At 72.5% G+C, this 13,180-nt stretch carries 13 protein-coding genes and 1 tRNA gene; 4 read left to right on the forward strand and 10 right to left on the reverse strand.

Annotation, left to right across the window (positions count from 1 at the left end; genetic code table 11):
• Nucleotides 1-37: 37 nt before the first annotated feature.
• The 7 genes from tatC to JOE38_RS03530 form a co-directional block, all read right to left on the reverse strand.
• Nucleotides 38-790 carry a twin-arginine translocase subunit TatC gene (tatC, locus tag JOE38_RS03500; RefSeq protein WP_204577119.1) on the reverse strand — a complete coding sequence of 251 codons (753 nt, stop codon included), beginning with the start codon at nt 788-790 and terminating at the stop codon, nt 38-40.
• A gap of 54 nt (nt 791-844) precedes the next feature.
• Entirely contained in the window at nt 845-1,189 is a 345-nt protein-coding gene (gene tatA, locus JOE38_RS03505; RefSeq protein ID WP_045528036.1) for a Sec-independent protein translocase subunit TatA, read from the reverse strand.
• A 199-nt stretch (nt 1,190-1,388) separates the two neighbouring features.
• Nucleotides 1,389-2,378 (reverse strand): helix-turn-helix transcriptional regulator, encoded by a 990-nt coding sequence (locus tag JOE38_RS03510; RefSeq protein WP_204574880.1) that lies wholly within the window; start codon nt 2,376-2,378, stop codon nt 1,389-1,391.
• Nucleotides 2,375-3,382 (reverse strand): helix-turn-helix transcriptional regulator, encoded by a 1,008-nt coding sequence (locus tag JOE38_RS03515; protein WP_204574881.1) that lies wholly within the window; start codon nt 3,380-3,382, stop codon nt 2,375-2,377. The genes JOE38_RS03510 and JOE38_RS03515 overlap by 4 nt, the downstream gene beginning before the upstream one ends.
• A gap of 48 nt (nt 3,383-3,430) precedes the next feature.
• Nucleotides 3,431-4,474: an FKBP-type peptidyl-prolyl cis-trans isomerase gene (locus tag JOE38_RS03520; protein WP_204574882.1), complete on the reverse strand. Its 1,044-nt coding sequence runs from the start codon at nt 4,472-4,474 to the stop codon at nt 3,431-3,433.
• 61 nt (nt 4,475-4,535) lie between these two features.
• Nucleotides 4,536-5,600, reverse strand: a complete 1,065-nt coding sequence (locus JOE38_RS03525) for a tRNA (adenine-N1)-methyltransferase (RefSeq protein WP_204574883.1) — start codon at nt 5,598-5,600, stop codon at nt 4,536-4,538.
• Complete coding sequence (locus tag JOE38_RS03530) at nt 5,597-6,292, reverse strand: HAD family hydrolase (protein ID WP_204574884.1); 696 nt, start codon at nt 6,290-6,292, stop codon at nt 5,597-5,599. The genes JOE38_RS03525 and JOE38_RS03530 overlap by 4 nt, the downstream gene beginning before the upstream one ends.
• A gap of 92 nt (nt 6,293-6,384) precedes the next feature.
• Between JOE38_RS03530 and JOE38_RS03535 the strand changes: the two genes are divergently transcribed.
• Nucleotides 6,385-7,344 carry a PAC2 family protein gene (locus JOE38_RS03535; protein ID WP_204574885.1) on the forward strand — a complete coding sequence of 320 codons (960 nt, stop codon included), beginning with the start codon at nt 6,385-6,387 and terminating at the stop codon, nt 7,342-7,344.
• 9 nt (nt 7,345-7,353) lie between these two features.
• Here the strand turns inward: JOE38_RS03535 and mshC are convergent, their stop codons facing one another.
• Genes mshC through JOE38_RS03550 form a run of 3 tightly spaced genes read right to left on the reverse strand, consistent with a single transcriptional unit; the run spans nt 7,354 to nt 10,813 of the window.
• Nucleotides 7,354-8,637, reverse strand: a complete 1,284-nt coding sequence (gene mshC, locus JOE38_RS03540) for a cysteine--1-D-myo-inosityl 2-amino-2-deoxy-alpha-D-glucopyranoside ligase (protein ID WP_204574886.1) — start codon at nt 8,635-8,637, stop codon at nt 7,354-7,356.
• Between the two features lie 4 nt (nt 8,638-8,641).
• Nucleotides 8,642-9,460 carry an undecaprenyl-diphosphate phosphatase gene (locus JOE38_RS03545; RefSeq protein WP_204574887.1) on the reverse strand — a complete coding sequence of 273 codons (819 nt, stop codon included), beginning with the start codon at nt 9,458-9,460 and terminating at the stop codon, nt 8,642-8,644.
• A gap of 42 nt (nt 9,461-9,502) precedes the next feature.
• Nucleotides 9,503-10,813 carry a M20/M25/M40 family metallo-hydrolase gene (locus JOE38_RS03550; RefSeq protein ID WP_204574888.1) on the reverse strand — a complete coding sequence of 437 codons (1,311 nt, stop codon included), beginning with the start codon at nt 10,811-10,813 and terminating at the stop codon, nt 9,503-9,505.
• A 114-nt stretch (nt 10,814-10,927) separates the two neighbouring features.
• Here JOE38_RS03550 and JOE38_RS03555 point away from each other — a divergent pair.
• The 3 genes from JOE38_RS03555 (at nt 10,928) to JOE38_RS03565 (ending at nt 13,178) form a co-directional block, all read left to right on the forward strand.
• A tRNA-Leu gene (locus tag JOE38_RS03555) sits at nt 10,928-11,013 on the forward strand.
• Nucleotides 11,014-11,151: 138 nt separating this feature from the next.
• Entirely contained in the window at nt 11,152-12,168 is a 1,017-nt protein-coding gene (locus JOE38_RS03560) for a magnesium and cobalt transport protein CorA (RefSeq protein WP_204574889.1), read from the forward strand.
• 44 nt (nt 12,169-12,212) lie between these two features.
• Nucleotides 12,213-13,178, forward strand: coding sequence for an NAD-dependent epimerase/dehydratase family protein (locus JOE38_RS03565; RefSeq protein WP_204574890.1), 966 nt, complete (start codon nt 12,213-12,215; stop codon nt 13,176-13,178).
• Nucleotides 13,179-13,180 lie beyond the last annotated feature (2 nt).

Below are 13,180 nucleotides of genomic sequence, written 5' to 3' on the forward strand. Positions count from 1 at the left end.
CCGCCCCTCGCGGGACGGGCGTCGTGGTCGCCGAGGGTCAGGACAGCAGGTCGTCCGTCATCGCGGCGGCCTTGCGCGCGCGGCGCCGGTCGTTGAGCAGCGAGATGCCCGCGGCGACCAGGTACAGCAGGGTCATCGGGACGGCCAGCAGGAACATCGACATGACGTCGGCGGCCGGCGTGGCGATGGCGCAGAACAGGATGATCAGCAGGATCGCGATGCGCCACGACCTGATGATCGTCGCGCCCGAGAGGATCCCCATGAAGTTGAACAGCACGAGGAACACGGGCAGCACGAACGCGATGCCCACCGCGAAGACGAGCTTCAGCACGAAGTCGAAGTACTCGCGGGCCGTGATGAACGACGAGTCGCCGGCGCCCGCGAACTGCGTGAGCAGCGCGACGATGTGCGGCAGCACGAACCACCCGGCCGCGCATCCCGCCAGGAACAGCGGCACGGCGGAGAAGAAGAAGCCGAAGGTGTAGCGGCGTTCCGTCTTCGTGAGGCCGGGCACCAGGAACGCGAACACCTGGTAGAGCCACACGGGGCTGGAGATGATGAGGCCCACGTAGAGCGCGATCTGCAGGCGCAGGTCGAAGGCCGAGGTGATGGTCGGGAAGTTGAGGCTGGCATTGCGCCCCTGCTCCGCGTTGATCGTCTCGATGGGCTGGCGGAGCGCCTCGAGGACGAAGGACGACAGGAACCAGCCCACGACCATCGCCAGGATGATGGCGACGCCCGCGATGAACAGGCGCTTCTTGAGCTCCAGCAGGTGCTGGACGAGGGACATGCGTCCCTCCGCGTCGCGCTTCTTCTGGCGGGGACGCTCGGTGGTGCTCACGGATCAGGCGCGGGGGCGGGAGTCCCCGCCGTCGCGCGGGGAGTCGTAGCGCGGGGCGTCGTAGCGGGGCTCGTCGACGCGGGATTCGCCGGGGCGCACGTAGTCGCGCGGCGTGGCGTCGCGGTCGTCCGCGCGGTAGCGCTCCTCGTCGCGACGGCGGTTCTCCTCGCGGGTGTCGTCGCGGCGGTCGGAGCCGCTCTCCTCCTTCATCGTCTTCACCTCGCCCTTGAAGATGCGCATGGACTGGCCCACGCTCTTGGCGAGGGCGGGCAGCTTCGTGGAACCGAAGAGCAGCACGATGACGACGAGGATGATGACGAGGTGCCATCCGGTCAGGTTTCCGAGCATGTGGTTCACGTTCCTTCAGGTCGGGGGCCGGACAGTCGTTGTCGGGATCCGCGACGAGTCTACCGTCGCGACCCGTCAGGACACCCTGTGCGGCATTGCGGTTCACCCGGATTTCCCCTGAGGCGGCCACTGGTCCGCCTCGGCGATCTCCCGATGCCCGTGGTTCGGAGCCCGACCCCGGGACGCTCGGTGTCGAGGCTCAGTCGGCGTCGTCGTACGCCGCCGCGGCGCGCTCGGCCCACTCGGCCACCGCCGCCCGCGCCTCCGGCGGTGACACGACGACCACGACGCCCGCCATGCCCGCGACCAGGCGCACGAGGCCCTGGTAGTGGGCCACGCGCACCGTGACGGTGACGCGGCCCGGGCGTCCGGGGACGGGGACGGGCCGCTCGTCGCCCACGAAGTCGCCGAGGAGCGGCAGCGCCGACTCCTGGACCTCGAGCGTGACGCGGAGGTCGTCGGGGCTCGGCTCGAACAGGGTGTCGCCGAGCACGACGTCCTGCGGCCGGTGCTCCGGCGGCAGGTCCGTGACGACGAGCTCGTCGAGGCGGTCGAGGCGGAACGTGCGGACGGCGCCGCGAGCCAGGTCCCAGCCGCGCAGGTACCAGTCCTCGTCCATCGACTCCAGGCGAAGGGGATCCACGACGCGGTGCTCCGTGCCGCCCCGGGGGCTGCGGTAGTCGAACTCGACGCGGCGCTCGTCCGCGATGGCGCGGCGGAGATCGTCGCGCGTCCCGTCGCCCGCCCCGGCCGCGACGGCGACCTGGCTGGGCTGCGCCGAGGATCCCCGCGCGAGCTTCGCCATGAGCTGGCCGACGAGATCGAGGTCGCTGGCGTCCGCCTGCGACGAGACGTACTGCAGCCCGGCGATGAGCGCGGCCGCCTCCCGCGCCGAGAAGCGCGGCGAGTCGTCGATGGCGACCATGTGCGTGATGACGATCTGGTCGTTGTCCTCGAAGTCGTCCCAGGCGATGTCGAAAAGGTCACCGTGCTGGTACGAGGCGGTGGATCCGGGGACGCCGGACACGGCGATGAGGCGCACGGCCTGCCGGATCTGCTCGGGCGGCACCCGGAAGTGCGCGGCCGCCTGGCTCACGCTGACGCGCCCGTGGTCGGTGAGGTACGGCACGAGGGCCAGCAGGAAGGCCAGCTTGTCCTGGGCCTGGAGCGGCGTGGCGCGGTCGGTCATGATGCTTCCTCCCGGTGGGCGGCGACGGTCTCGGCGAGCCGCGCGCGCACGGCGTCCCGCAGCTTCGGCGGTGCGATCACGCGGGCCTCCGGGCCGAAGCCCGCCACCTCGTCGGCGAAGAGGTTGGTGTCCGAGTAGTGCACGCGGAGCCGCCCGTCGCCGAGGTCCTCCGTGCCGCGGCGGCGACGGAGGCGGATCTCCGCGTCGGAACCCGGAGCCACCGTGACCTCCCCGACGCCGTTCGCCCACACGCGATCGAGGTCGGCGAGGGCGCGCTCGGCGTGGTCCTCCCCCTCGGGCACGAAGCCGCGGCTCGTCACGCGCACGCGGTCGACGATGCGGGACAGGAGGAACGTGCGCGGTCCGTCGGCATCCTGGTCGATGCCGTGCAGGTGCCAGCGGCCCTGGTGCTGGACGAGCGCGAGGGGCGCGACGGTGCGGATGCGAGCGGTCCGCTCCCCCGGCTTGAGGTAGCCGAACGCGACGAGGACGTGCCGCTCCAGCGCGACGCTCAACGGCGCGAACGCCGCCTCCCGCGTGCGCAGCCGGGGGGCATAGCCGATGACCGGGTCGTCGGACTCGACGCCGAGGGAACGCAGCTTGATGAGCGCGCGCCGCGACTCCCCCGAGAGCGACCCCTCGCGCCACACCATGGCCGCGAGGTTGAGGAGCGTCGTCTCCTCCGGTGTGAACGACAGGTCGGCCGGCAGCTCGTAGGCGCCGCGCGGGATCCGGTAGCGCAGGAGCTGGTTGTTGCCCTCCTGGCCCGGCGCCTCCACGGTCTCCAGCGGCACGCCGAGGTCGCGGATGTCGTCCTTGTCGCGCTCGAACTGGCGCTCCAGGTTGGCGTTGTCACCGCCGGCGCGGTACCGCTGGCGGTAGCCCTGGACGCTCGACAGGACCTCGTTCTTGGTCAGGCCCTGCTCGGTGGCGAGCAGCGCCAGCACGAGGCTGAAGAGGCGCTCCTCGACGGGCACGGTCGGTCGGCGGGATGTCTCGGGCACGCGGTGGTCCTCACGTCGGTGCAGCCCCCGGCCGGTGGCGATGCGTCGTTACTTGGTGGTGCTCGTCCCGAGGATATCGACCACGTAGACGAGCGTGGACCCGGCGGGCACCTTGGCCGAGCCCTGGTCGCCGAATCCGTCGGCCGGCGGGACGACCGCGATGACCTGGTCGCCGACGTGCTTGCCGACCAGGGCCTTCGCGAGGCCCGGCGTGACGACGAGCGAGGAGGCGGCGCCCGTCGAGGGCGCGGTGGTGGTGGCGGTGGCGGGCACCTGCAGCGGGCCGCCGCCGGTCCAGCTGGATCCGAACACGGCCTGCTTCTCGGCCGACGTGCTCGTGCCCCACACGACGCCGGTGTACTGCAGCGTGACGGTGTCGCCGTCGCCGACCTCCGCGCCGTCGCCCGCGCGGAGCAGCGCGTCGCGGTACTCGGTGGGCGGCGTGCTCGGCGGGATGGTGATGCCGGGGACGCCGTCGTCCGTCGTGACGACGGACGGGAAGCCCGCCTGGGCAGGCCGCGGCTCCCCGGTGGCCTTCTCGGGGAAGGCGGACGTGATGTCGACGATGAGGACGAGGCCGTCGGTGGCGTCGAGGCCCTGCGACGAGAGGTCCTGGCCCGGGAAGACCGTGGACACGGGGACCGTCACCGCGACACGCGAGCCGACGGGCATGCACGTCATCGCGTCCTCGAGGTACGGCAGCGACTCGTGCAGGGAGGCCGGGGTGAACAGAGGCGAACCGGTGGTGCGGGCGTTGGGCGCGATGCGCGCGTAGGCCGCGAGGTCCTTGCCGGTCTTGCCGTCGACGATGGAGGCCGCGGCCGTGATGCCCTGGTGCGGCTGCACCGGCGCCCCGTCGCCCTCGACGAGGGTGGAGACCTCGACGCCCGAGGGCTTGAGCGGCGTCGGGAACGTCACGGAGGCGGGCGCGCTGCCGACGTCGCCCGTGGCGGTGACCGTGCTCGACGACGTGCCGGCCTGGGCGAGGGGCGTGCAGCCCGCCGCAGGACCGGATCCGGAGCCGGAGGGGCTGCAGGCGGCGAGCGTCAGGACGAGTCCTGCGCAAACGGTGAGCGCGGCGGAACGGCGCACGTGACTCCTCTTTCGGTGGTGGGGGCGGCCGGCACGCACCCGCGTGATCGGCCCTGTCATCCTAGGCGGTGGGGTCGCCGGGCTCCGGCGCATCGGACGCGGCGTCGGGATCGACCGCGTCGCCCGCCTCCGCCTGGTCCCGGGCGCCCGCGAGCTGGGCGCCGTGCTCCGCGATGCGGACCCGCTTGCGCAGGACCTTGTCGCTCACCCTGCGCTCGCCCAGGGACCCGGGGGTCCACGCCTCCATGTCCTCGTCGCTGAAGTCGGACTTCGACGCGCGGCGCTTGAGCTGCGGCAGGACGGATCCGGGAGCGAGGCGCCGGGCGGTGATGAGGAAGCCCGTGTGCCCGATCATGCGGTGCTCGGGACGGACGGCGAGGCCCTCGACGTGCCAGCCGCGGATCATGGTCTCGCTCGCGTCCGGGTTCGTGAAGAGCCCCGAGTCCCGGAGCGCCTCGGCGACGCGCGACAGCTGCGTGACGGTGGCGACGTAGCAGAGCAGCACGCCGCCGGGCGTGAGCGCCTCGGCCACGGCGTCCACGCACTCCCACGGCGCCAGCATGTCGAGGATCACCCGGTCGACGGAGTGCGGCTCGGTGACAGTCGGCAGCGCCTCCGCCAGGTCGCCCAGGGTGATGGACCAGTTCTCCGGGCTGTGGCCGAAGTAGCTCGAGACGTTGCCGCGGGCGACGTCCGCGAACTCCTCGCGGCGCTCGAAGGAGAGGAGCGTGCCGGTCGGCCCGAGGGCCCGCAGCAGCCACATGGAGAGGGCGCCGGATCCGACGCCCGCCTCCACCACGGTGGCTCCCGGGAAGACGTCGGCGAGGCCGAGGATCTGCGCGGCGTCCTTCGGGTAGATGATCGCGGCGCCGCGGGGCATCGACATGACGACGTCCGAGAGGAGCGGCCGGAGCGCGAGGCACTCGATGCCCGCGCTGTTCTTCACGACGCTGCCGTCGGGCAGGCCGATGAGGTCGTCGTGGTCGATCATGCCGCGGTGGGTGTGGAACACCTTGCCGGGCTCGAGCAGGATCGTGTTGAGCCGGCCCTTGGGGCCCGTGAGCTGCACGCGGTCCCCCGCGCGGAACGGTCCGCTGAAGCGCGCGGCGGCGGTGTCGACGGTCACGCGTCCACCTCGTCGCGGATCGGGGCCGCGGCCCGGCGGTCGGCGTGGGCGGCCTCGAGGTCGGCGAGCGTGCGGCCGGCGAGCGTGTCCCAGAGCACGTAGGCGTCGTCGGCGGGCAGGGGGACGTGGTGCGGGACGGCGATCACGGTGGCGCCGGATGCGGTCGCGGACGCCACGCCGGGCGCGGAGTCCTCGATGGCGACGCAGTCGCGGATGTCGACGCCGAGCAGCTCGGCGGCCGTGAGGTAGGCCTCGGGGTGCGGCTTGCTGCGCGCCACGTCGTCGCCGGCGACGACGTGGTCGAACGCGTCGAACGGCACGGCGTCGGCGACCTGGCGCGCCATGCGGCCGATGCTCATGGTGACGAGCGCGGTGGGGATGCCGGCCTCGCGGATCCCGCGGAGGAGCTCCCGCGCGCCCGGGCGCCACGGCACCTCGACGAGGATCTGCTCCATGACGCGGTCGCTCAGGCGGTCGATGATCTCCGCGACGGGCAGGTCGACGCCCGCCTCCTGCAGGATGCGCGCCGAGTCGTCCAGCCCGTTGCCGACGAGACGGAGCCCGTCCTCGTGGGTCCACGTGCCGCCGAAGGAGCCGACCAGGGCCTCCTCCGCCACCATCCAGTAGGGCTCCGTGTCCACGATGGTGCCGTCCATGTCCCAGAGGACGGCCGCGGGTCTGTTGCTGATCACGGGGAGCGAGTCTACCGGCGGGGCGGTGCGTCCTAGGATCGTACGATGACCGCCGGCCGGGTGGTCCGAGGGCGAGACGGAACGGGAGTCACGTGGCGGATGCCGAGAGGTTCGTGAGCGGACGGCTGCTGGTCGTCGCCTTCGAGGGCTGGAACGACGCGGGCGAAGCCGCCAGCGGAGCGGTCCGGGCGCTGAAGGAGCTGCTCGACCTCGAGGCCGTGTCGTCGGTGGATCCCGAGGACTACTTCGACTTCCAGTTCAACCGCCCCACCATCGGCTTCGCGGAGGACGGCAGCCGCGAGCTCGAGTGGCCGGGCGCCACGCTCTACGGCCCGAAGGACCCACGCCGACCCGCCCAGGACCTGGCCGCCGACGCGCAGCTCGGCGTGAGCGGCGACAACGGCGGCAGCATCCACCTCCTCCTCGGCGTCGAGCCGTCCAGGCACTGGACAGCCTTCACCGCCGAGGTGCTCGACGCGGCACGCGCCGCCGGGGTCGAGGGCGTCGTGCTGCTCGGCGCCCTCCTGGCCGACGTGCCGCACACGCGACCGATCTCCGTCTACTCCACGAGCGAGAACGCGGCCGTGCGCACCGAGCTCGGCATCGAGCGCAGCACGTACGAGGGGCCCGTCGGGATCCTCAGCATCATCGCCCAGCGCGCCGAGGAGATGGGCATGCCCACCGTCTCGCTCTGGGCCTCGGTGCCGCACTACGTGCACAGCGCGCCGTCGCCCAAGGCCACGCTCGCGCTCATCGACAAGCTCGAGGAGATGGTCGACGTGGTGATCCCGCGCGGCGAGCTGATCCAGGAGGCCGCGACGTGGGAGGCCGGCATCGACCAGCTCGCGGGCGAGGACGAGGACATGGCGTCCTACATCCAGCAGCTCGAGCAGGCCCGCGACACGGTCGACTCCCCCGAGGCGAGCGGCGAGGCCATCGCGCAGGAGTTCGAGAAGTACCTCCGCCGGGGCGACGGGCCGCGCGGTCGCGGCGACGACCGGCCCGACGAGCCGTGGCGGCCGAAGGACCCGAAGGACCCCAAGGACCAGTAGGCGCCCGGCTCAGGCCGCCGCACTCCCGAGCGCCACGCCGAGGAGCGCGTCGACCGCGGCCACCTCGACGGGCGTCGCGGGGACGCCGGTCGCGACGCGGAGGTCGAGCAGCAGGATCGCACCGGGCGTGTCGAGGTCGTCGGCGAGGCGCTCGCGGACGAGCTGCACGAGCTCGCCCGGCTCCCCTGCGTCCGCACCCGCCGGCGCCGTCGCGTCCGCGGCCCACGCGTCCCACGCGGCGAGGCGCGCCACGGACTCCGCGAGGAGCGCGTCCGTCCACTCCCAGTCGGCACGGTAGTGCTGCGCGAGGAGCGCGAGGCGGATGGCGCGAGGATCCACGCCCGCGGCCCGCAGTCGCGACACGAGCACGAGGTTCCCGAGCGACTTGCTCATCTTCTCGCCCTGGTACGCGACCATCCCGCTGTGCGCGTAGACGCACGCGAAGTCCTCGCCCGTGAGAGCCGCGGCATGGCCGGCCGACATCTCGTGGTGGGGGAAGATCAGGTCCGATCCGCCGCCCTGCACGGTGACCGGCCGGTCCAGGTTCCGGAGCGCGATGACGGCGCACTCGATGTGCCAGCCGGGCCGGCCGCGGCCGACGGCGCTGTCCCACGCGGGCTCGCCCGCGCGCTCGGCGCGCCACAGCAGCGGATCCAGGGGGTCGCGCTTGCCGGGACGCTCCGGGTCGCCGCCGCGCTCGGCGGAGAGCGTAGCCATGGTCGCGCGGTCGTAGCCGCTCTCGTCGCCGAGGGCCCAGGGGCCGTCCTCGCCGGCGCGGGCCACGTCGAAGTAGAGGTCGCGGGCCCCGGCCTCGGCCGCGTCGGGCGTGGCGACGGCGTAGGCCGTGCCGCGCCGGACGAGCTCGGCGACGGCGGCCGCGACCTCGTCGACGACCTCGGTGACGCCCACGTAGGAGTCGGGCGGCAGGATCCGCAGCGCCTCCATGTCGGTGCGGAACAGCTCCACCTGCTCGGCGGCGAGATCACGCCAGTCGACGCCCGTGGCCGTGGCGCGCTCGAGCAGCGGGTCGTCGACGTCGGTGACGTTCTGCACGTACGCGACGTCGTAGCCGCGGTCGAGCCAGACGCGCTGCAGCGTGTCGAAGGCGAGGTAGGTGGACGCGTGGCCGATGTGGGTGGCGTCGTACGGCGTGATCCCGCAGACGTAGAGGCCCACGCGGCCGTCGCCCGTGCACTCGGCGGGGCGGACGGAACCGGCGCTCGTGTCGAACAGCGACGGGACGGGCGGCTCCCCCGCGACTTCGGGGACGGAGGGTCGTGGCCAGGCGCGCACGGGATCAGGCCGCGATCGCGCCGGTGCCGAGGAGCACCAGGAGCACGACGCCGAGGGCGACGCGGTAGACCACGAAGGGCATGAACGTGCGGGTGGAGATGTACCGCATGAGGCCCGCGATGACCGCGAGGCCCACGATGAACGCGATGAGCGTCGCGACCGCCGTCTGACCGGCGCCCGCCTGGCCGGTCTCGTCGAAGCTCTTCACGAGCTCGTAGAGGCCGCTGCCGAACACGGCGGGGACGGCGAGGAGGAACGAGTACTCGGCCGCGACCGGGCGGGCGTACCCGAACGCGCGCGCCGCCGTGGTGGTGGCTCCCGAGCGCGAGACGCCGGGGACGAGGGCGAGCGCCTGGGCGATGCCGATGCTCACGCCGTGCCCGTAGGTCATGTCCTTCTCGAGGCGGTCGCTGCGGCTGTAGCGGTCGGCGAGGCCGAGCAGGATGCCGAAGACGATGAGCACGATCGCGACGATCCAGAGCGAGCGGAACGTGGAGCGGATCGTGTCCTGGAAGAGGTAGCCCGCGATGCCGATGGGGATGGTGCCGATGATGACGAGCCAGCCCATGCGCACGTCCGGGTCGCCCTTCGGCATGCCGCCGCGGAGCGAGCGGAACCAGGCCGACAGGACCTTGCCGATGCGCTTCCGGAAGAACACCACGACCGCGAGCTCGGTGCCGAGCTGCGTGATGGCGGTGAACGTGGCGCCCGGGTCGCCGCCCATGAAGAGCCCGGCGATGCGGAGGTGCGCGCTCGAGGAGATGGGCAGGAATTCGGTCAGACCCTGGACGAGGCCCAGGATGATCGCCTCGAGATAGCTCAAGCGTGCGCTCCACGTGTCGGGTGGCCCACCTGGGGCTCGGATCTAGTAGTTCAGGAGGAGGTCGCGGAGGACCTGCCTCCCGAAGACTAGTGCGTCGAGCGGGACCCGCTCGTCGACGCCGTGGAACATCGACGGGAAGTCCATGGACGCCGGGAGCTTGAGCGGCGCGAAGCCGTATCCGGTGATCCCGAGGAGGCTGAGCGCCTTGTTGTCGGTGCCGCCGGAGAGCATGTACGGCAGCACCTCGGCCTCGGGATCGTGGGCCCCGAGGGTGGCGACCATGGCGTCGACGAGCGGTCCCTGGAAGGGGTTCTCGAGGCCGACGTCCTGGTGCACGATGCGCACCTCGACGCCCTCCCCCGCGAGCTCGGCGACCCGCGCGAGCACCTCGTCCTCCTCGCCCGGCAGGACGCGGATGTCGATGAGCGCCTCGGCCGTGTCGGGGATCACGTTGTGCTTGTAGCCGGCGTGCAGGAGCGTCGGGTTCGTCGTGGTGCGGAGCGTCGCGGCGATGAACTTCGAGGCCGTGCCCGTGGCGATCGCGAGGTCGTCCGGGGTGACCTGCTTGGGGTCGGCCCCGACGATGCGGGCGATCTCGTCGAGCAGCTGGCGCGTCGTGTCGGTGAGGTGGACGGGCCACTCCTCCATGCCGATCCGGGCGACCGCACCGGCGAGGCGCGTGACGGCGTTGTCGCGGTTGACCTGCGAGCCGTGGCCCGCGGTGCCGGTGGCGACCAGGCGGATCCAGATGAGGGCCTTCTCGCCCGTCTGCAGCAGGTACGCGCGCTTCCCGGCGAGGTCGATGGAGTAGCCGCCGACCTCGCTGATCGCCTCGGTGGCGCCCGCGAACCACTCGGGCCGGTTCTCGACGACGTACGCGGAGCCGAGCACGCCGCCCGCCTCCTCGTCGGAGAAGAAGCCCATGATCAGGTCGCGCTCGGGCGCGCGACCCGAGGTGATGATCTCCTGCAGCGCGGTGATCATCATCGCGTCCATGTTCTTCATGTCCACGGCCCCGCGGCCCCAGAGCATGCCGTCCTTGATGACGCCGCCGAACGGGTCGACGGACCAGTTCGCGGGGTCGGCGGGCACGACGTCGAGGTGGCCGTGGACCACGAGGGCGGGCTTGTCGCGGTTGCGACCGGGGATGCGCGCGAGGACGCTCGTGCGGCCGGGCGCGGCGTCGATGAGCTCGGGCGCGAGGCCCAGGTCCTTGAGGTGCTGCTCGACGTACTGCGCAGCCTCCGTCTCCCCCTCCGACCGGCCCTCGCCGTGGTTGGTCGTGTCGAACCGGATGAGGTCGCGGGCGATCCGGGCGGTGGCGTCGAGGTCGTCGGGGAGCGTGTCGGTCATGGGTCCACGCTATCGAGGCCGGACGCGGGCGTCCTGCCGCCGGGTGGTCGGAGAGCCTCCCGGGCCGTGCTAATGTCGTCTCTCGGCAGCCGGAGACGGCGGGCCGCACATCCTGTCCGGATGGCGGAATTGGTAGACGCGCTAGCTTGAGGTGCTAGTGCCCGTATTAGGGCGTGGGGGTTCAAGTCCCCCTTCGGACACACACGAGAGCCGGTCGGATCCACGAGGATCCGACCGGCTCTTCCTCGTTCCGGCCCCGCTCCCCTCTTCTCGCGGCGTGCCCGGATACAGTCGCACTCGGCCCGCGCACGGGTCCCCCGACCCGAGAGCGAGAACCGATGACCGTCGTCGACAGCGCCGTGTACGTCCAGGGGGTCCGCACCGCGGACCCGGAGAGCCTCGACGAGACGTTCGAGGTGATGCGGGAGCGCCAGGGCCTCGCGTGGATCGGCCTGTACCGGCCGGACCCGGCGGAGCTGCACCGCGTCGCCCACGAGTTCGGCCTGCACCCGCTCGCCGTCGAGGACGCGCTCAGCGGCCACCAGCGATCGAAGATGGAGCGCTACGGCGACACCTGGTTCGTGGTGCTGCGTCCCGCGCGCTACCTCGACGCCGACGAGCGCGTGGAGTTCGGCGAGCTGCACGTCTTCGTCGGGCCCGACTTCGTGGTCACCATCCGCCACGCGGAGTCGCCCGACCTCGCCGCCGTCCGCCACCGTCTCGAGGAGGACCGCGAGCTCCTCGCGCTCGGCCCGCGCGCCGTCCTCTACGCGATCCTCGACCAGGTCGTCGACGAGTACGGCCCCGTCGCCGCGGGCCTCGAGGACGACGTTGACGAGATCGAGGACCAGATCTTCGGCGCCGACCCCGACGTCTCCCGCCGCATCTACGCGCTGATGCGCGAGGTCACGGCCTTCCAGCGGGCCACGGCTCCCCTCGGCGCGATGCTCGACGACCTGCGGCAGCGCGCCGAGGAGCACGAGGTGGACCTCGAGCTCCGCCGCGGCTTCCGCGACGTCCACGACCACGTCATCCGGGTCGCCGAGCGCGCGGACGCCTTCCGGACGCTGCTGCAGAACGCGCTCACGGTGCACACGACGCTCGTCGGCCAGCGCCAGAACGACGAGATGAAGAAGCTCACCGAGACGAGCCTCGCCCAGAACGACCAGGTCAAGCGCATCTCCTCGTGGGCCGCGATCCTGTTCGCGCCCACGCTCGTCGGCACGATCTACGGCATGAACTTCGTCAACATGCCGGAGCTCCAATGGACCTACGGCTACCCGCTCGCGCTCGGCCTCATGGTCGTGATGGGCGTCATCCTCTACGCGGCCTTCCGGAAGCGCGGCTGGATCTGATCGGCGGGCGAGTCGGGCGTCCGGCGCGGCGCTAGGGTGACGGGATGCGCGTCGTCGTCATCGGAGCCACCGGCCACATCGGGACCTTCCTCGTCCCCCGACTCGTCGAATCCGGGCACGACGTCGTGGCGGTCAGCCGCGGCACGCGCGAGCCGTACCGCGAGTCGCCCCTGTGGGATCGCGTCGAGCGCGTGCGCGTCGACCGCGACGCCGAGGACGCGGCCGGCACCTTCGCCGACCGGATCGCCGCCCTGGCCCCCGAGGTCGTCGTCGACCTGGTCTGCTTCACGCCCGAGTCGGCGCGCCACCTCGTCGAGGGACTCCGCGGGCGCGTGCGGCACCTCGTCCACATCGGCAGCATCTGGACCCACGGCCTCAGCACGTCCCTGCCGCTGCGCGAGGACGACCCGAAGGAGCCGTTCGGCGAGTACGGCGTCCAGAAGGCCGAGATCGAGCGCTACCTCATCGCCGAGTCCCGGTCGGGCGGCGTGCCCTGCACGGTGGTGCACCCGGGTCACATCAGCGGCGGCGGCTGGCCCGTGATCACCCCCCTCGGCAACCTCGACCCCGCCGTGTGGACAGCGCTCGCCACCGGCGACCCCCTCGCCGTGCCGGGATCCGGCAGCGAGACGATGCACCACGTGCACGCCGACGACGTCGCGCAGGTCGTGCAGCTCGCCATCGCCAACCGCGAGACGAGCGTCGGCGAGAGCTTCCACGCCGTGTCCGAGCGCGCGCTGTCCGTGCGCGGGTTCGCCCGGGCGGCCGCCGCGTGGTTCGGCCGCGAGCCCGAGCTGGAGCACCTCGACTGGGACGGGTTCCGCGCCCGGACCGAGCCGGATCACGCCGACGCCAGCTGGCAGCACCTCAGCCGCAGCCACGTCGCGAGCATCGACAAGGCCCGCGACGTCCTCGGCTACGCGCCGCGGTTCACGAGCGAGGAGGCCGCGCGCGAGGCGGTCGAGTGGATGGTGCGCGCGGGCGAGCTGGACGTGCCGCTCCCCCGCTGAGC

The organism is Clavibacter michiganensis, from assembly GCF_016907085.1.
GTDB lineage: Bacteria > Actinomycetota > Actinomycetes > Actinomycetales > Microbacteriaceae > Clavibacter > Clavibacter michiganensis_O.